We start from the raw sequence: 19252 nt of genomic DNA on the forward strand, positions 1-19252 counted from the left end.
CCTTGCTCACACAGTATATACATATGATTTTTACAAAATCAACGTTATGTCGAACAATAAAACTTATAAACAGATGTCTGTCTTTTTACCTCAATCAGTCGGCAACAAGATTGTAAAGGTTCGCAACCACCGCAGAAAGCACAGCATCAGTTGCCGGATGAGCAGTGACTATCGGAGCCGCCTCCGAGGTGTAAAATGACGACGGACTGTAAAATGACGTGTCAAGAGATACGCTCCCCTGAGCCATCGTCACTTTTGATCCCGCTGACGTGAGCGACCTTCCGCCCACGGTCATATCCGGCATGACATCTATTACGGTTTTCCCCATAAGAACGACCGAACCGTTGGCGCCTTCAATCATGACCTGTATATATGAGACACTTGGAAGGACAACTGCCGATTCCATAGTGAAATCGTCGTCCAGCTTTAACAGCACATTGGACACCTTGTATGTGTTCATCACACTTTTGTATTCGCTGATTCTGTAAAGAACGTATGCCTTATCCTGAGAAACAGCAACACTGCCGCTTACTGAAGGTTCATCCGGAAACGACGCCGCATCAAAAGATAAGTTCTGAACCGACACTGAGGTTATGGAATACGTCTGTGCTCCTGTATCCGCCGCCGCGTTGAATCTGAAAAGTTTTTCCACACCAGAAAAGCTGCTTTCCACATATATGTTTCCGCTGCTGTCGGACGCAATAGAATTTATCTGAGGAAATGCAGTCAGGGGTTCAGTAAACGCCGAAGAATGGAAAGTAAAATCTGAATTGAGCGTTATCAGGCATATCCTGTTACGGTAACTGCCACTCTCAGGCTCCTGCAGATTTCCGACCAGTACAAATTTTCCTACTTGCGGAATGTAAAGGATACGCGGTGCGAAAAGCATATTGGAGGAACCGGAATCCGGAAGATACAGATTTCTGGACTCCGCAACGCTGCCTGAGGCTGTGTTTAACCGCATTATGGTGTTGATATACTCATCGCTTCTGAGAACCAGTATAAGCTCGTCCGTTCCGGCATTGTTAACTATGACAGCCCCGCCGAGCATGGATCTTGGATAGATGAATTCCAGATGATAATCTTTCATCCAATGCACCTGATCCATATCGGAACTGAGCTTCAAAACCGTGATTATGCCCGGATTTTCCGGAGTTATTCCGTCAAGACTCGATATAATATATGCGGAGCCGTCCGTTCCTTTCAGAAACATGCTGATATTCTGCATTTCCACATACGACTCGTAACCTGAATATGTAAGCGAGGAGGCATACAGATTTTCTCCCTGACGCATCATATTTATATTAAAAAAATTATTACTGCCATCAGCGGAGTGTCTCCCGAAGCTGTACACTGTGTTCACGCTGAAGAGCGACTGACCGGATACCGCACCGGCAGTCGTATAGATAGATGTATTGAATTTATTTGTGTCAAACCCCAACAGAATCTCAGGATATGCTATAAAACCGCCGTTTCCAATACCTTTGAAGGTTCCTTCGAACGGAATATACCCGTTCAAACCGCACTCCGCCTGATCTTCGAGATCATCAAAAGTGTAGTAGGAGGTGAACTCCCTCATGTCCCCGTCTACAGCGGTGACCCCTATGATGAATGATGTCGGGTTGTTGGCGAGAATATCGTTAAGCCCCGATATTGTAAAAGACGGAGCCGCAAGCGACAGCTTCGATTCCGTGTGATAGCTTCCCCCGTCCCACGACGCGTCTATGGTCATTTTGACGCCGCTCACGGCGAAAACCGAAGGAAGCGCTATATTAAAATTATAGTTTTCGCTTCCGGACGCCTCCATCCATACGAAGGGGAAATTATAAACTGTCTGTTCGATTTCAAGCCCGCCGCCGCGGACAGTATACTGCTCTTCAGTGCTGTCGGAATATTCAGCAGTCAGCACTGTGTCCACGCCCATACCCGACCCCTGTACAGGTACGATTTCGTAAGCCATCTTCCATGAAGGCAAAAGGATGCTCATATTGTTCATTTCGGAATACAGGTTTGGCGATGTCAGACCGAAACTGCCGCCGGAGAATTTTGTGAATCCTGTATCGGCTATGCCATTTCCGGACAGAGTGAAATCCGTTACAGTGTCGGACTCCGAAACTGCGCTCATTCTGACATCCACGCCGGTAATCATCAGCCCGTCCATCTCCTGCATAGAAGAGTTGTATCTGGCTGCGGCGTGTCTTATCTCCATGTCGTGCGCCAGCCCGTTCCCTTTTATTTTCCATTCACCGTCCTCTTCTGCAAATCCCGCCGAGACATATTCATATGACCCGTCCGAATAGATTATCTTTATATCGTAAACATTATCTTCAATATCGGAAGTCTTTCCTGTCAATCCTGTTTCAGAAATAACCACATTAACGGGTTTTATATTGTCGTCAAAAAGGTATTCGTCAGCATCATCGGTCAGAGAAGTTATGAACTGCTCCCTGTTCATACCGTTCATAACGCCGAAATCCGATGCAACATAATCTGAAAGTTTTTCGTATGAGGCGTTTTCCTGAAAGGAGGTCTTTATAAGGTTGAGCACGGCAAGCTCAAGGGACTGCACCCCGCTGAACCGACATTCAAGCTCCGCTTCGGTTGTGTCGTTCGGCACTATCTCCACTTCCGTACTTCCTGAGCAGACAATGGTTTCGTCCTCACCCTCCGCCGAAATATTGAAAGTATAGGTTTCGCCTGCCAGAAGATCCGGAATTATTACCTCGGAAGAATCCCTTGCGGCGGACGTTACGTCCAGTTCCTGATATTCAGAGCCTTCCGTTCCGTATGATATCTTTACACCTGAAATGTACTCACTGCCGACCATAAAACCGCCATCGCTGTCTCTTCCCTTGCTGCTGCTTTCGAAATCCATTTTGATAGACACCGAGTTTTTCGATTTGGAAACGGTTGTCCCGCCTCCGCAAGAGACCGACAATAAGGAAATAAGAATAAGGATGAAATACAGCGGCATTTTCATGGCATAACCTCGTATGAAATTATATCCACAAAAGAACTGCAAAATCAACCTACGCTAACGGGGGGTATCAGGAATAGAGTTCGCGCTCGATGGTTGTGATGATAAGCTGAACCTCGCGGCTCTCTTTATACTTATCTGCGACTGAGTTAACCGCGTGGAGCACAGTGGAGTGGTCTCTTCCGCCGAACATCGAGCCGACCTCCTGCAATGAGAGATTCAGCTTCTCCCGCAGAAGATACATCGCCACCTGACGGGGCATGGAGATACTTTTTGTGCGCTTTTTGGACTTCATATCAGTGAGTTTAACGTTGAAATAAGAACAGACCGCATCGATAATGTTTTCAGACGTCACCACCCTGTCCTTTTTCACAAGGAATTTTTCCAGCGCCTGACGGGCGAGGTCTATGGTCACTTTGCGCTTATGGAAGCTGGAAAACGCGCTGAGGCGCACCAGAGCGCCGATAAGCTCACGGATATTCTCAGTAACGAGGTTTTCCGCCATAAAGAACGCTACCTCCTGAGGCATGGGAAGCCCCATGAACTCCGCACGTTTGATGAGAATTGCGGTCTTCTCCTCAACGCTGGGAGGCTGGATGTCTGCTATCAGTCCCCAGGAGAAACGGCTCTTGAGCCTGTCCTCCATTTCGGGTATCTCTGCGGGTGTCTTATCGCTGGTGATGATTATCTGTTTCTGGTTGTCATAAAGCGCGTTGAAGGTGTTGAAAAACTCCTCTGTGCTGCGCTGTTTGCCGGAAAGGAACTGAACGTCGTCGAAAAGGATAAGGTCTATATTGCGGTATTTATTCTGAAACTCATCCATCTTTTTCATTCGGATGGCGTTTATCATTTCGTTTGTAAAAGTCTCACTGGTGCAGTAAAGCACTTTCATCTTAGGGAATTTTTCAAGGATACGGTTCCCGACAGCCTGCATCATGTGGGTTTTTCCGAGACCAACCCCGCCGTATATGAAAAGCGGATTATACTGCATGAACTGCCCTTCGGAAACAGCCTGACATGCGCTGTAAGCAAACTCGTTGGAGCTTCCGGCGACAAAGTTTTCAAAGATATATTCCCTGTTGAGGTTGTTACCGTTTTTCGGCTGCTGAACAACGGTTCCGGACGGAACGCTGTTGCTCTCCGTCTGCGTCTGACGTTTTTCCGCACCCACAGTGATTGAAACGTCCGCCTCAACGGCGAGATTCTCTTTAAAAACCTTCTTTATCTGAGGAAGATACCTGTCTTCCGCCCATTTTTTATAAAATTTGTTCGGTGCAGACAGTGTTATAAGGTCGCCGCGCAGCTCCGCCACAGACATAGGCTCCAGCCACACCTTGACCTCCTGCTCGGATATTTCCTTACGCAGGTATTTCAGCACCTCTTCCCAGATTCCGCTTTCGTCCATACTTACCCTGAAAAAAAATTGAATGAAAAAATATTATATCAGAACCGCGCTAAAATGTATACTCTTACCGAAGTGAATTTGTCAGTTCAGAATATAGACGGTCTTTGGTCCTTCAAAAATCTTCGCAGCTCTCTTCACATCATCTTTTGTAATATGCCTGAGAACGTCGATGTAATTTTCGAAATAAGAGCTGGAAAGTCCTACGTTTTCGAAGAAACAGGCATACCACGCCTGTTTGGAGTTGGTCTGGGATTCAGAGAGTATCTTGCCCAGCATATAGTTTTTCACCGCCTCAAGCTCTTCGTCCGTGAGGGTTTCGGTGAATGTTCTGTTGATCCTGTCTATTGAGTCTATTGCATCCGGCACGTTCTCTCCGTTAAGCCCTATGAAGGACATAAATCTGGATTTGCACAGCTTTGAAGCATACGCGGAACCCACTGAATAGGCATAGCCTTTGTCTTTGCGCAGTTCGTTGAAATATCTGCTGCTCATGCCGCCGCCAAGGATGTCTGTAACTACTTTCAGTGCCGGATAGTCCTTGTCCGCCGCATCCGGTGCCGTGTATCCTATATAAAGTTTCGCCTGTTCGGCGTTCTTATCCTTCTCTTCGATGCGCGAGTCCTTCCCGATGCCGCTTCCCTCGCACGATGGTACGTATGCCTTTCCGGCAGGAAGTGCCGCGAAGATGGCGCGGATGCGTCCCATCTGATCCTCAGTGAAATTGCCCGCCACCGCCAGAGTGATGTTCCTGCCTGTCAGCATCTCTTTTGCATAGCTCTTCATATCCCCTTCGGTGAGGGATTCCACACTTTCAAGCGAACCTTCCGCAGGCAGTCCGTAAGGGTGCGCACCGTAGGTAGCCTTTGAAAAATTTTTAAACGCTTTTGACGAAGGGTTGTCCTCGGTGGATATTATAGCCTCTTTCAGCAGATTCTTTTCCCGTTTGAAAACCTCTGCGTCAACGGCAGGGTTCGTAAGCATCAACGAATAAAAACCTATCAGTTTATCGAATTTGTCCGACGGTATAGAGAACGAAACTTCCATAAAATCGGAGCTGACGGATGCGGATATGCCTCCGCCGTAAAACTCAACCTGTTTCAGAAGCTCGCTGCTCTTAACCCACGAAGCGGTGAACAGCTCACCTATGCCGTTGTTTTTTTCGGTCTCCCGTATGGTTCCGCCTTTAACAAAAAACACGATGGACATTGTGTTCGTATAGGGGCGGTTTATTTCAATAACTTTAACACCGTTTTCCATAACAGGTTTTCCTCCGGCAAAAACATACAGCGAACTGAATACTGTAAGCAGACAAATCAGAAAGAATTTCATATCACAAAAACCTTGCGTCCTTCAACCTTCAGCCTGTCCCCGCAGAACAGCGCAACGGCCTCAGGATATATTCTGTGTTCCTCTTTAAGAATACGCTCGGAAAGCGAATGGTCGTCGTCGTCCTGCATAACAGGCACCACAGCCTGAAGAATTATGCTACCGTGATCCATCTCCTCATCAACGAAATGTACTGTGCAGCCGGCGAATTTCACGCCGTATTCGAACGCCTGCTTCTGAGCATCAAGCCCTTTGAAAGAGGGCAGAAGGGACGGATGTATATTAAGTATCCTGTTGCGGAACTCGCTTACGAAATAGGGAGAGATTATGCGCATGAAACCCGCCAGACAGACCAGTTCGACACCGTTCTCTCTGAGTATGCGGACAAGTTCCCTGTCATAAGCCTCGCGCCCGTCGAACTCTTTGGGGTTGACGAACACAGTGTTCAATCCCTGTTCCCGCGCGAACTCAAGCCCTTTTGCGTCCGCCTTGTTGCTTATGACCACGGCTATCTCGCCGTTTATTCCGCCTTCGTCTATTTTCTTTTTGATTGATATAAAGTTACTGCCGCGACCGGACAGAAGCACCGCTATTTTTTTCAATTCACACCCTCAATTTCCACTTCTCCGGTGGATGTTACAGAACCTATGACAACCGCATCGTCCAGAAGTTTTATAATTTTGTCCGCCTCTTCCTTTTCAACGGCGATAATAAAACCCACGCCCATGTTGAAAACCCTGTAAAGCTCTTTGGGCGCCACACCGGATTTGTCGAGGATAAATCTATATATTTCAGGCAGTTTGAAACTCTTAGGATCAATTTTGCACCCCGTTCCTTCGGGAAGAACTCTTGGTATGTTGTCGTAGAAGCCGCCCCCCGTGATGTGCACCATGCCTTTGATATCGATGCCTTCGGCGAGGAGTTTCATGATATGGGGAACGTATATCTTTGTGGGGACGAGGAGTGCATTTTTAAGTTTCGTGTCGCCGTAGACCACGTCGTCCGGCTTCATGCCCAGACTGTCGAAGAACAGCTTGCGCGCCAGAGAGAAACCATTGCTGTGCAGGCCGCTGGATGATATACCCACCAGCACGTCGCCCGCTTTGATACGTTCGCCAGTAATTGCTTTCGGTTTGTCCAGTATGCCCACGGCAAAGCCTGCAAGGTCAAAATCCTCTCCTGCGTACATGCCCGGCATCTCAGCAGTTTCACCGCCGACCAGAGGACAGTCGGAGATGCGGCAGCCCTCGGCTATGCCTTTAACCACTTCCGCCATCTTCTCCGCAGAGAGTTTTCCTGTCGCCATATAGTCCAGAAAGAACAGAGGTTTAGCACCTGTTACAATGATATCGTTAACACACATCGCCACAAGGTCAACGCCCACAGTGTCCAGAATATTCGTATCTATCGCAACTTTCAGTTTCGTGCCGACACCGTCCGTGCCTGAAACCAGAACGGGATGCTCCATCCCCTTCATGGCAGACACGTCAAAAAATCCGGCGAACCCGCCGATGCTTCCCAGCACGTTTTTATTGTATGTGGATTCCACGGTCTTTTTTATAACCGATACAAAACGGTTCCCTTCGTCGATGTCCACTCCGCTTGATTTGTAATCCAGAGACACAATCTCCCCCTATTTTCCTTTTACAAGTCTTTCTATCTCTTTTCTGATGGCGCGTTCCACAAGAACGGGAAGCTCCTCCTCCAGAATACGGGTTATCTTATCCGTCAGAACCTCTTTAATGGCAAACTTCAGCGTATCTTCGTCGATGGCTTCGTATACCGCCTCAACAAGTTTCTCCTCGCTGATGCGCACAAGTGGTTCAGGGTCTATATCCTTAACGTCAGGCGTCTTTCTTTCCTCCGGCTCATGCGGGACATAATCTTCCGGTTCCGGCAGAACGTCCTCCTCCGGTTCATCCGTTAAAGATTCCGCCATCTGCTCTTCCATAACGTCGCTGAGCGAAAGATCAGCCTGAATATCGGTCAGCACCGTTTCAACGGTTTCATCCAGCGCCTCTTCCGCGTTGTTAAGGGTTTCGTCGGCATGGGTCACGTCCTCTGCAACATGCTCCCCGTTTATATCATCAAGTATATTGTCAAGCTCGTCCCCTTCCGCTTCCCCAAGCTCACTGAACAGGTTATTCTGTTCATCCTCACTAAGTTCATCTTCCTGCTCAAGTGTAACTTTCACAGGTTTTTCGGCTTCCGCCTCTCTGTTTTGAAGCTGTTCCTCGTCAACCTCTACCAGCCCGTCAAATGAATCATCCGCAGCAGCGACAGGCTGTTCCGGCTCAGGTTCGGTCACTGGTTCATGTTCGGGAATTGCAGCGGCAAGCTCCGCGGCAAGGCGCGCTTCGTCTTTCCTGCGCTCCTCTTCAGCCATAAGCTGTTCTTCGTCAATCTCTATCAAACCGTCGAAAGCTCCGACGGAAGGTGACGCAGCGTCTGTAAAGTCCGCAAAAGCGTCCTCCGCAACGGAGGGGATATTTATCTCTGTGACAGGATGTGCCTGTACAGGTTCTGCTTTCAAAAAGTTCTCCGGAGCAACGGCAGGATCCTCTTCTGTCACAGGCTCATACACGGCAGCGGGTTCATCTGCGACGATAATCTCCTGTACCGAGGGTTCCTCCTGAACGGATTCCTCTTCGGAAAAATCTTCGGGCAGGCTGACATCCTCAACAGCGGCGGGAAGTTCATCCGGCTCCGGTTTCTCCTCCGTGAGCATCATCTCCATCTCCTGCGGAACATCGGTCATTGCCGCAGCAAGTTCTTCGTCAGTAGGAGTCTCCGAAGGATCGATGGTTTCTTTATGCACAGCGCCGCTGAGACCGTTCACTATTTTTTCATCAAGTGTCTTGGCATCGAAAGGTTTGTAGATGAAATCGTCTGCACCCAGAATCATGCAGAGATTGCTGTCGAACTGGTCAAAAGCGCCTGCCAGAAGGATTATGACAACTTTTCCGGCAGCGTTTCTTATGGTCTGTATCATTTCCTGAGACTGAACGTCTCCGAGTTTATTGTCCAGAAGTATAAGGTCGGGTTTTTCTGTTTTTATGTGGCTAAGCGCCTCTTCTTTAGTGAATACTTTGACGACGTCGTATTTTTCTTTGTCAATGCACAGGTCTATTACCCTGTGGATGGTGACGCTGTCGTCTATAAGCATTATCCGTTTTTTCATAAAACACCCCTGACCTGTTGATTCACAATTCACCGCTTCAGAAAACCTGACAAATCATATTACCATCATAATGCTGATTAATCAACGGATTAAGGCTTATCTGCACTCCATCTCCGGCTTGCCGAAGCGCTCCACAATCCTTCTGTTCACACATTCGGGAACAAACTGGGCAACGTCGCCCGCGTGCATAGCAACTTCGCGTATTGTACTGGAGCTTAAAAAGATGTGTTTTTCGGTGGGCATAAGAAAGACGCTTTCACAATCGGGATCCATGTTTCTGTTCATCAGCGCAAGCTGGAATTCGAACTCGAAATCGCTCACCGCCCGCAGTCCCCGCACAACGACGTTAGCCTTGTTCTTTTTCAGGAAATTCACCAGCAGACAGGTGAAAGGTACAACATTAACGCCCTGCATCTTTGCTGTCGCCTCTTTCGCCATCTCAACCCTTTCGTCAAGAGTGAACGCGGTTCCCTTCTTGCTGTTTTCGGACACTGCGAGGATAACGTTTCCGAACAGCTTAACCGCCCGCTCCACAATATCCATATGTCCGTTTGTCATAGGGTCGAATGTTCCGGGATAGACTGCAATCATTTGTCACCGCCGCCGGCTTTTATGAAGAATATCTTCGTGTCGCCGTATTTTTTTTCATTTTCTATAAAAAAGTCTGTATTTGCAATATCAAATGGTGAGCGAAAGCTCTCTTCGAAAACTATGGTTCCGTCAACAGCCAGCAGTTCGCCGGACGAAATGATATTAAGCAGTTTTTCAGGCGGATATTCCCCATATGGCGGATCAATAAAAATTATATCGAACTTACCTGTCAGCACTGGCAGTATCTTCGTAACGTCGCCCTTTATGGTCTCTGTAAAATCTTCCATATCTTTCAGATTCTTTTTTACAAATGTCACATCAGTATCAACAAACACGGCTTTGCCCGCACCACGGCTTATCGCCTCTATACCGTATGAACCTGTGCCGCAAAAAAGATCCAGCACATTTGCGCCGTCAACAGCGTCGAAAAGCACGGAAAAAACCGCATTGCGCACCTTATCCGTTGTCGGACGCACCGACAAGTCTTTGGGCGTGAAAAGCTGCCTGCCTTTGTATATACCGCTTATAACTCTCAACTTCCGTTATCCTCTTGCATACCGTTCTTAGATCCGGCTTTACACCGTCCTTCATCTCTAACCTGCCTTCGCAGGCACTTCTGTTATATCCATTATAACCGTATGCAGTGTTTATATATTTTTTATCCAGAACAGGATTATGCCCCAAACCCAGATAGATGGCAACGGCTATTGTTTTCACAATATCCCCTGTGGCGGGGTGATATTCTCCTGCTGCTATCTGCTCTTTCATACTTTCCGCGTCCTGAAGACCGATGCGTATGACCTCTATGCCTGCCGCCTCAAAAAGGATGAACGCATAGGCGCATCTTGCCAGAGTCTCCGTCAGCGGCAAAGGAATATGGTCGCCTGAAAGCCACAGGGAATAAAGCTCCGTATCTTTAAGCACCACACACGGATAAATGCGTACATAGTCTGGTTTCACATCAAGCAAAGCATTAACTGTGGCATCGAAGCTGTGAAAATTTTCGCCGTACATGCCGGTCATAATCTGTGCCGACAGCTTCCCCACATGTTTTTTCACGGTTTTCATGGCTTCAATGGTTTCCTCTGCACCGCACGGACGCTTATTCAGCCGAAGCACCTCGCCGTCGAGGCTCTGCACGCCTATCTCGACAGTATCAACGCCGTTTTCCGCCGCCTCTGCCATGTTCTCATGGGTAACGCAGTCGGGGCTGGTGGAAAACCGCAGTTTTCTGAAACCATACCTGTGCGCCAGAGAATAAAGTTTCAGGCGCAGAGCTCCCGGCAGACATGTAAAACTGCCGCCGTAATAGGCAAGCTCGTCCCAGTTAGACGATATGCCCAAATAATCTTTTATCTGTCGTTCAGCCGATGAAACTATTTCCGTGGAGGTATGACCTGTGATTGAGTTCTGACTGCAATAGACGCATCTTTGTCTGCATCCTGCGAATGGAATGAATACGGGCAGTATCCTATTTTTCATTACCCAGTTTCTTTAGCGCCTTCGCTGCGGCCGCCTTTTCAGCGCTTTTTTTCGTCTTGCCGGAGCCTTCTTCCGTAACAAGTCCCTCAACGTGCACCCGCACCCGGAATATCTTGTCGTGTTCGGGTCCTGATTCCTCAAGAACTATATATTCCGGCAAAGTGCCGAACTGCCGCTGTGTTATTTTCTGGAGTTCGCTTTTCGAATCAATGAAGGTGCTGTTGGAGATATCTTCGTCGATCTTTGAACCGAAATGGTCAATAATTATCTTCCGCGCCTCGTCATAGCCGCCGTCCAGATAGATAGCTGCCACAACGGATTCAAATATGTCGCAGAGGAGTGATTCCTTATATTTGCCGCCGGACGCTTTTTCACCTTTGCCAAGGAGGATATGTTCCCCAAGTTCCATCTCTGTGGCAACTTTGCTGAGGAAGCCTTCGCTGACGAAAAAGCCCCGAAGTTTTGAAAGAAGTCCCTCGTCATAGTCTTTGTATCTGTCCAGCAGATACTCCGTGACTATAAGCTGAAGAACTGCATCGCCCAAAAATTCGAGCCGTTCATAGTTTTTGTTGTTCTTCTTCTCATGGGCGTAGGATCTGTGGGTCAGAGCTTCCAACACCACAGATCTGTCGCCAAAGCTGTAACCTAGCTTATGTTCGAGAGTCTCGATATCCGAACTCAGCTTTTTATTCATACTTCTTAAATATCAGTGTCCCGTTTGTTCCGCCGAAACCGAAAGAGTTGCTGAGCGCGTATTTGAAATCGCATTTCTCAGGCTTGTTGGGAACGTAGTAAAGGTCGCAGTCGGGGTCGGGGGTGGTATAGTTTATTGTGGGGGGCAGTATGCCCTTTTCAAGCGCCATCGCACAGTAAATAGCCTCAACGGAACCTGCCGCACCGAGAAGGTGACCGGTCATGGATTTTGTTGAGCTGATTTTAAGCTGCTTTGCATAGTCGCCGAAAACTTTTTTAATGGCAAGTGTTTCAATCTTATCGTTGAAAGGCGTTGATGTTCCGTGTGCATTGACATAGCCGATGTCTTCAGGTTTAAGACCTGCATCCGCAAGCGCCGCCTGCATACATCTCATAGCGCCGTCGCCTGTTTCGTCCGGTGCCGTCATGTGATATGCGTCCGCTGAAGCTCCGTAGCCCGCAAATTCAGCGTAAATTTTCGCACCTCTGGCAACTGCGTGCTCGTATGATTCAAGGAGCATGATCCCGCATCCCTCGCCCATAACAAACCCGTCGCGGTCGGCATCGAAGGGACGTGAAGCCTTTTCAGGATCGTCATTTCTGCGTGAAAGAGCCTTCATATTCGCAAAACCGCCGATGGAAAGTGATGTGACGGCACTCTCTGTGCCTCCCGCAAGCATAACATCGGCATACCCGTGCTGAATGAGCCTTGCAGCTTCACCTACAGAGTGCGTTCCGGTTGTACATGCAGTGACGAGACTGTAGTTTGGTCCTTTGAAACCGAACTCAATTGAAACCGCACCGCTCGCCATATTTATAATTGAGGTGGGGATGAAGAAGGGTGAAATCTTTTTAACGCCCTTTGCGTCGAAATCCCTTGTGGTGTCTTCAATGGCTTTGAAACCGCCGATACCCGAACCGATGTGTGTTCCGCATCTGCTGAGGTCGGCCTTTTCCAAATCGAAGTTCGCCATTTTTACAGCTATGGCGGAAGCGGCTATGGAAAAAATAACGAACTGTTCGTGTCTTTTGACAGCTTTCGGGTCTCTTACATATTCAGCGGCATCGAAATCGTCAACTATACCGGCAAACTTAACAGGCAGTTCCTCTGTGTTCAGTCTTTCCGCAGGAATATATTTGATTCCGCTCTTGCCGTTCATAAGAGCTTCCCAGTTCTTTTCGTTTCCGCAGCCGAGGGGAGTTATAAGCCCGTAGCCTGTTACAACTACTCTTCTCTTCACAAGATCCTCCATTTAGAAAAGGTCGGGGGGACAACCTGAACGGAAATCCCCCCTCGTTTCGAATTATGATAAAAATTAAGCTTTTGCTTTTTCGATGTGAGAAATGGCATCGCCGACAGTTTTGATCTTTTCAGCTTCCTCGTCCGGAATCTCAAGGTCAAACTCTTCCTCGAAAGCCATGATAAGCTCAACTGTGTCAAGAGAGTCTGCGTCAAGGTCGTCTATGAAAGATGCGTCCTCAGTAACTGCGTCTGCATCAACATTAAGCTGCTCAACTATGATCTCTTTTACTTTTGCTGCGATATCTGACATTTTCTGTCCTCCTATAATCTCTTTAAAGAATTATCTTCTTCTCGTCACATTGCATGTGTTATTTACTAAAAATTGCGGCAGAAATCCACTGTTTTTAATAAAATCTTTATACATAAACCTCTTACGAGGCTTTATCACATATACATTCCGCCGTTGACGTGGATTGTCTGACCTGTGATATAGTCGGATGCGGATGAAGCAAGAAACATTACTGCGTTTGCAACGTCCTCAGCCTCGCCCAGTTCGCCGAGTGATATCTTGGCGAGCATCGCGTCCACAACCTCTTTGGGCAGAACATCCGTCATAGCGGTGCGGATGAAACCGGGGGCAACTGCGTTAACTCTGATGCCGCGGCTTGCAAGTTCCTGTGCGGAAGTCTTTGTGAGACCAACCAGACCCGCCTTGCTTGCGGAATAGTTCGCCTGTCCTGCGTTTCCTGAAAAACCGACAACGGAAGCGATGTTGACAATTTTTCCGTATCTCTTCTTCATCATGCCTTTAAGAGCAGCTTTGGTGCAGATGAACGCACCTTTAAGGTTAACGTCCAGAACCTTTTCCCACTGCTCAACCTTCATACGCATGATGAGTCCGTCCTGTGTTATCCCTGCATTGTTCACAAGGATATCAACAGTGCCGAGCTTCTCCTCGATCTCTTTCATCATAGCCTCAACGCTGTCCTCTCTGGACACGTCGGCAGCAACAGCCGCGGCAACGCCGCCCTTGTCTGTTATCTCTTTAACGACAGCTTCGGCATCAGCTTTGATGTTCGCGATATCTATATAGTTCACCGCAACTTTGGCGCCCTCTGCTGCCATTTTAAGAGCGATGATACGGCCAATGCCGCTGGAAGCGCCTGTAACCAGCGCCACTTTTCCTTCAAGTGTCATGTTTACTCCGGTAAATCCGCAACCTTTGAAACGTTTTCAACGGTCACGTTTTTGTCTATTTTTTTGATGAGTCCGGCAAGAACCTGTCCTGCGCCCACCTCTATGAATCTGTCCACCCCTGAGTTTACCATATTTTTTATCAGGGTTGTCCATAAAACTGCACCGTCAACCTGTCTGCACAGCGCATCGTAAACGTCGGCGGCAGAGGTTTCCTCTTTTGCATCAACGTTATTGAATACAGGAGTGCTGAGGTCTTTAATGACTATGTTATTTTTGAGGTAATCCGCCATTTTCTCTCTGGCAGGTTTCATAAGCGAACAGTGGAAGGGTGCGGAAACGGGGAGCAGAAGTGCTCTTTTTGCCCCTTTCGCCTTAATCTTCTCGGAAAATTCCTCAACAGCCTCTTTGTGTCCGGCGACAACTATCTGTCCGGGGCAGTTGAAATTTGCGGGTTCAACGACCTTCACGCCGGAAACCTCTCTGCATGTTTCAACAACAGCCTCGTCGTCGATGCCCATGACAGCCGCCATGGCGCCAACACCGACAGGAACCGCATCCTGCATAAACTTTCCGCGGTTATGCACGGCAAGAACGCCCTCTTCAAATGTGAAACCGCCTGCGGCAACCACTGCTGAATATTCACCGAGGGAGTGTCCTGCGAAACAGTCCGCCTTCACTCTGTTTTTAAGCACTTCCCAGATACCGACGCTCATGGTGAGCAGCGCGGGCTGGGTGTTGTATGTGGTTTTAAGCTCCTCTTCGGAGCCTTCGAACATTATTTTTGTCAGGCTGTAGCCCAGAGCCGAATCAGCCTTGTCGAAAATCGCTTTAACTTCCGGCATGGTGTCGTAAAAATCTTTTCCCATGCCGACAAATTGTGACCCCTGTCCGGGGAAAACAACCGCTGTCTTGCCCATCGTATATGTCTCCTTTTGTCTCCCCCTTTATAAAAGGGGGACTAAGGGGGATTTAAATTAAGAAAATCCACCCCGACCCTCCTTTGTCAAAGAAGGGAGGGAAAAATCAGAACGTAAACGCCATGCTTCCCCATGTAAGTCCGCCGCCGAAAGCCGCGGAAACAACGTTGTGCCCGCGCTGTATGCGTCCGTCGCGCACAGCCTGATCAAGGGCGGTGGGAATCGTGGCAGCCGAAGTATTACCGTAGTTTGTAAGGTTAATTATTACCTTCTCTTTGTCAAGTCCCAGTCTTTTTGCAGCTGCGTCTATAATGCGCAGGTTCGCCTGATGGGGAATCATCCAGTCTATCTGGTCGGATGAAAATCCGGCAGCGTCTGCCGCTTCCTGTGCTGCGTCCGCCATGGCGCGCACAGCTATTTTAAACACGTCGTTGCCCTTCATCTGTATCATGTGGTCAACTGCGGGTTCGTTTATCATCTTTTTAAGGTATTGAGAGCCCAGATTATCCTGCTTCAGCAACTCACCGTATTCCCCGTCGGCATAATTGAATATGCTTTTGATGCCGGGCGCTGTATCCGCTGAAACAACAGCCGCACCCGCTCCGTCGCCGAAGAGGATGCAGGTTGATCTGTCACGCCAGTCAACACATGCGGTAAGGTGTTCCGCACCGATAACAAGTATATTCTTCGCGCTGCCGGAACGTATCATTCCGTCGGCAACACGCACACCGTAAAGGAAGCCTGAACATGCCGCGGCAATGTCAAAAGCCATGCAAGTCTTTGCGCCCAGCTTATATTGAACACGGCAAGCCGTTGATGGCATTATAGTATCCGGCGAAAGCGTAGCAACTATAATAGCGTCCAGCTGGTTTGACTGAAGCCCTGCCATCTCAAGTGCCTTTTTGCCTGCCTCAGCCGCCATATCGCTGCACGATTCGTCCTCCGCAACGTGTCTCTGTTTGATTCCCGTGCGGGTCACTATCCATTCATCTGAAGTGTCAAGAAATTTTGCGATATCGTCATTGGTCATTATTTTAGGAGGGAAATAGGAACCTGTTCCTGTGAATCTTGAATATATACTCATGCGCCACCTGAAAGTTCAGCAAAAATTAATTAGTTACCAAGTCGAACTTTTCGGGAACATTGTTCCAGAAACGAACATTTTTGTCAACTTGTAATACCCGCATCAGCTCTGGGAACGGCTTTCTCTATCTGGTCATTGAGTTTTTGCTTCGCAAGTTCATGCGCCATTTTGATACTGTATTTCACAGCGGTGGAATTTGAACTGCCATGACCGATGATGCATACGCCGTTGACACCCAGAAGAGGTGCGCCGCCGTATGACGAATGGTCGGCTTTCTTTTTGATTCTTTTCAGCGCAGGTATCATGAAAAGCGCGCCTATTTTTGAAAGTGTGGAAGAGCGTATCTCATCCTTTAGCATTTTGGAAATATACCAGCCCGCTGATTCGGAAACCTTGAGCGCAACATTTCCTGCAAAGCCGTCAACAACGATAACGTCGGACGTGCCCCTGAAAAGATCCTTTCCCTCAACGTTGCCGTAGAAGTTGATAACGCCTCTGTTCCCCAGTTCGGAAAGCTGCTTGAACACGGTCTTTGTGGTTTCGTTACCTTTAACGTCCTCTTCGCCGACAGACATAAGACCCACAGAGGGTTTCTCTTTGCTCATGACGATAGACGCGTAAGCGCTCGCCATGATAGCGAACTGAATGTAATTCTCAACCTTACAGTCAACGTTCGCACCCACGTCGCACATAACCGTGTGCCCCTTGACAGTGGGCATAACGGCAGCTATGGCGGGACGGTCTATTCCCGGCAGGGTTTTCAGTATCATCTTGGCGACAGCCATTACAGCGCCCGTGTTTCCGGCACTGTAAAATGCGGCTCCGCTCCCGTCTTTGACAAGACGCAGACCTTCATGGATAGAGGAGTTCCTCTTTGCCCTGATAATCTGTGAAGGGAGGTCGTCCATTGTGACAACCTGTTCGGCGTGAACAATTTCGATATTTTTCGAGGCTTTCGGACCGCAGGCATCAAGCTCTGCTTTCACCTGTTTTTCATCCCCTACGAGGATAAGCTCAGTCCCGAACTCCTGAACAGCTATAACGGCACCCTTGACAATCTCATGCGGGGCGTAGTCTCCCCCCATGGCATCAACGACGACTTTCATGTTATATCTCTTCTTTCGCCACTACCTGTTTCTTGTTGTAATACCCGCAAGAAGGGCACACTCTGTGGTTAAGTTTCAGCTCACCGCAGTTTGAGCACTTGCTGTAAGCCAGTGTTGCTGCATGATGGTGGCTTCTTCTGTTGCCCTTTTTCATTCTGGAAGTTTTACCCTTAGGTACACCCATTTCAATACTCCTGTATCAGAGTAGCTGCATCCTGTGCGCAGCCTCAGTTATTTTTTAATTTATCCAGTCCCGACCACCTGGGGTCGCCAGTCTCTTTGCATTTACACTTGCCGAGATTAAGGTTCTCTCCGCACATGGGGCAGAGTCCTTTGCAGTCGTCGCCGCAAAGCATCCGAACGGGGAGATGGAAAACGACCTCCTGCCGCACTATCTCGTGCAGATCAATCTCGTCGTCCTCAACCCAGCAGACGCCCATATCGTCGTCAGTCAGCTCGGCTTCCTCTTTGACATCCTCAAGACTCTGGCTCATAAGCTGTATACCCGCCGTCTGCCTTCCGAACCCTTTTGTGGGTTCAAGACATCTGGCGCAGGGAGCCTCAAAGCTGTAGCTGAACTCAACGTCCAGAAACAGTCCTGAGTCGGTGGGGATGAAATCCGCGGAGAAGCTCTCCACGTTAACCTTCATATCTTCTTCTGTGAAGGCGAAGTCTCCTTCGAAATGTCCGCCTTCCGCAAGAAGTTCTTCAAAAGACAGCTTCACGATATCAACTCCTGACACTCTGACCGTTTAAGGGTCAAAGAGCAACAATACTAGTCATACAAATCCCGAAAGTCAAGTTTTTTTATGACAACCTTTATTTACGGATGCCGGAATGTCCGAAACGTTCAGTAAGCACCGCAGTTACTTCCTCGAAAGCCACTCCTCGCATTTCAAGAGCTACTATCATATGATATAAATAGTCCGCAGCTTCTCCGGCAACGTCTCTGTCGGTTTCGACAAGGATAGCTTTTATGAGTTCCGCGTTCTCTTCGCCCAGTTTTTTTATTATCTTGTTCGTACCGCCCTGTAAAAGTTTGCAGGTGTACGATGCATCCGAAGGGTTCGCTTTGCGCTCCCTTACAACATCAACCAGTTTTCCGATTATTGATACGTCCATTTATTCCTCTGGAAAAAGACTGCGTCGTCACGCTGTTCCTCGCAGTGACCGTTTTCTGTCATTGCGAGCGCCAGCGCGGCAATCTCATTCTTAATTTATTCAGTTATCCTTACGGGAACGTTGCGTTCCGCCAAAAACTTCTTCACTTCACCGACGGAATATTCCCGAAAGTGAAAGATGCTCGCCGCAAGAGCCGCATCAGCTTTCCCTTCCGTCAGTCCGTCGTATATATGCTGCGGGTTTCCCACGCCGCCGCTGGCTATGACGGGGATACCCACCGCCTCTGCCACCGCACGGTTAAGCCCGTTGTCGTATCCGTCCTTTGTCCCGTCGCAGTCCATGCTGGTGAGCAGTATCTCGCCGGAACCGAAACTCTCCATCTTCGCCGCCCACTCCAGAACGTCTATCCCCGTTGCGTTGCGTCCGCCGTGGGTGTAAACCTCCCAACCTGCGCCATCCTTCCTGCGCTTCGCATCTATCGCCACTACGATGCACTGGGAACCGAACCGGAGCGCTGCCTCCTGAACAAATTCTGGACGGTGCACTGCCGCAGTATTTATAGAAACCTTGTCCGCACCTGAGTTCAGCAGATTTCTGATATCCTTTATCTCGCGCACGCCGCCGCCCACCGTTACAGGCATAAATACCCGCTCCGCTGTGCGCGCGACAACGTCAAGAATTATGCCTCTGTTGTCAGAACTGGCTGTAATATCAAGAAATGTCAGTTCATCTGCACCCTGTGCGTCATATATTTCAGCAACCTCAACAGGGTCGCCGGCGTCTCTTAAATTAACGAAATTCGTACCCTTAACAACCCGTCCGTCCTTAACGTCCAGACAGGGGATTATGCGTTTTGCGAGCATGATGTACCTTTACTGATTAGTAGATGAAAAAATAATGTACTAATTAAAGTGAACGGTCAAGGGGT

General features: G+C 48.5%; 20 protein-coding genes. All 20 read right to left on the bottom strand.

Features of this window, described 5'->3' with window-relative positions; translation table 11 throughout:
* Positions 1–94: 94 nt before the first annotated feature.
* Positions 95–2980, bottom strand: coding sequence for a hypothetical protein (locus Q7P67_RS00390; RefSeq protein WP_303849579.1), 2886 nt, complete (start codon positions 2978–2980; stop codon positions 95–97).
* A 67-nt stretch (positions 2981–3047) separates the two neighbouring features.
* On the bottom strand, positions 3048–4382 hold the full coding sequence (gene dnaA / locus Q7P67_RS00395) for a chromosomal replication initiator protein DnaA (RefSeq protein WP_303849581.1): 1335 nt from the start codon (positions 4380–4382) through the stop codon (positions 3048–3050).
* Between the two features lie 81 nt (positions 4383–4463).
* The gene (locus Q7P67_RS00400; RefSeq protein ID WP_303849583.1) at positions 4464–5711 is read right to left on the bottom strand and encodes a pitrilysin family protein; all 1248 of its coding nucleotides are present in this window, start codon (positions 5709–5711) and stop codon (positions 4464–4466) included.
* A complete protein-coding gene (gene purN, locus Q7P67_RS00405; protein WP_303849586.1) occupies positions 5708–6310 on the bottom strand; it encodes a phosphoribosylglycinamide formyltransferase in 603 nt (200 codons plus the stop codon). Before purN ends, Q7P67_RS00400 begins: the two co-directional genes overlap by 4 nt.
* Complete coding sequence (gene purM / locus Q7P67_RS00410; protein ID WP_369695982.1) at positions 6307–7335, bottom strand: phosphoribosylformylglycinamidine cyclo-ligase; 1029 nt, start codon at positions 7333–7335, stop codon at positions 6307–6309. Before purM ends, purN begins: the two co-directional genes overlap by 4 nt.
* 6 nt (positions 7336–7341) lie before the next feature.
* Positions 7342–8889, bottom strand: coding sequence for a PleD family two-component system response regulator (locus Q7P67_RS00415; protein ID WP_303849590.1), 1548 nt, complete (start codon positions 8887–8889; stop codon positions 7342–7344).
* Positions 8890–8985: 96 nt separating this feature from the next.
* Positions 8986–9480, bottom strand: a complete 495-nt coding sequence (gene coaD / locus Q7P67_RS00420) for a pantetheine-phosphate adenylyltransferase (RefSeq protein WP_303849592.1) — start codon at positions 9478–9480, stop codon at positions 8986–8988.
* Positions 9477–10016 carry a 16S rRNA (guanine(966)-N(2))-methyltransferase RsmD gene (gene rsmD / locus Q7P67_RS00425; RefSeq protein WP_303849594.1) on the bottom strand — a complete coding sequence of 180 codons (540 nt, stop codon included), beginning with the start codon at positions 10014–10016 and terminating at the stop codon, positions 9477–9479. Before rsmD ends, coaD begins: the two co-directional genes overlap by 4 nt.
* Positions 9937–10962 (bottom strand): radical SAM protein, encoded by a 1026-nt coding sequence (locus tag Q7P67_RS00430; protein ID WP_303849596.1) that lies wholly within the window; start codon positions 10960–10962, stop codon positions 9937–9939. Before Q7P67_RS00430 ends, rsmD begins: the two co-directional genes overlap by 80 nt.
* Positions 10952–11656 carry a ribonuclease III gene (rnc, locus tag Q7P67_RS00435; protein ID WP_303849598.1) on the bottom strand — a complete coding sequence of 235 codons (705 nt, stop codon included), beginning with the start codon at positions 11654–11656 and terminating at the stop codon, positions 10952–10954. Before rnc ends, Q7P67_RS00430 begins: the two co-directional genes overlap by 11 nt.
* On the bottom strand, positions 11649–12896 hold the full coding sequence (gene fabF / locus Q7P67_RS00440) for a beta-ketoacyl-ACP synthase II (RefSeq protein ID WP_303849600.1): 1248 nt from the start codon (positions 12894–12896) through the stop codon (positions 11649–11651). The genes rnc and fabF overlap by 8 nt, the downstream gene beginning before the upstream one ends.
* Positions 12897–12971: 75 nt before the next feature.
* A complete protein-coding gene (locus Q7P67_RS00445) occupies positions 12972–13208 on the bottom strand; it encodes an acyl carrier protein (RefSeq protein WP_295221849.1) in 237 nt (78 codons plus the stop codon).
* 134 nt (positions 13209–13342) lie between these two features.
* Positions 13343–14095 (bottom strand): 3-oxoacyl-[acyl-carrier-protein] reductase, encoded by a 753-nt coding sequence (fabG, locus tag Q7P67_RS00450; protein ID WP_303849603.1) that lies wholly within the window; start codon positions 14093–14095, stop codon positions 13343–13345.
* Between the two features lie 2 nt (positions 14096–14097).
* The gene (gene fabD, locus Q7P67_RS00455; protein ID WP_303849605.1) at positions 14098–15012 is read right to left on the bottom strand and encodes an ACP S-malonyltransferase; all 915 of its coding nucleotides are present in this window, start codon (positions 15010–15012) and stop codon (positions 14098–14100) included.
* A 106-nt stretch (positions 15013–15118) separates the two neighbouring features.
* Complete coding sequence (locus Q7P67_RS00460) at positions 15119–16096, bottom strand: beta-ketoacyl-ACP synthase III (protein WP_303849607.1); 978 nt, start codon at positions 16094–16096, stop codon at positions 15119–15121.
* An 83-nt stretch (positions 16097–16179) separates the two neighbouring features.
* Entirely contained in the window at positions 16180–17202 is a 1023-nt protein-coding gene (plsX, locus tag Q7P67_RS00465; protein ID WP_303849609.1) for a phosphate acyltransferase PlsX, read from the bottom strand.
* 1 nt (position 17203) lies between these two features.
* Positions 17204–17386, bottom strand: a complete 183-nt coding sequence (gene rpmF, locus Q7P67_RS00470; protein WP_303849611.1) for a 50S ribosomal protein L32 — start codon at positions 17384–17386, stop codon at positions 17204–17206.
* A gap of 43 nt (positions 17387–17429) precedes the next feature.
* Complete coding sequence (locus Q7P67_RS00475) at positions 17430–17927, bottom strand: DUF177 domain-containing protein (RefSeq protein ID WP_303849613.1); 498 nt, start codon at positions 17925–17927, stop codon at positions 17430–17432.
* Positions 17928–18021: 94 nt separating this feature from the next.
* Entirely contained in the window at positions 18022–18324 is a 303-nt protein-coding gene (hisE, locus tag Q7P67_RS00480) for a phosphoribosyl-ATP diphosphatase (RefSeq protein ID WP_303849615.1), read from the bottom strand.
* 95 nt (positions 18325–18419) lie between these two features.
* Positions 18420–19187: an imidazole glycerol phosphate synthase subunit HisF gene (hisF, locus tag Q7P67_RS00485; protein WP_303849617.1), complete on the bottom strand. Its 768-nt coding sequence runs from the start codon at positions 19185–19187 to the stop codon at positions 18420–18422.
* Between the last annotated feature and the right edge of the window lie 65 nt (positions 19188–19252).

The sequence above is a fragment of the Seleniivibrio woodruffii genome, assembly GCF_029267515.1.
In the GTDB taxonomy this organism is placed as follows: Bacteria; Chrysiogenota; Deferribacteres; order Deferribacterales; family Geovibrionaceae; genus Seleniivibrio; species Seleniivibrio woodruffii_A.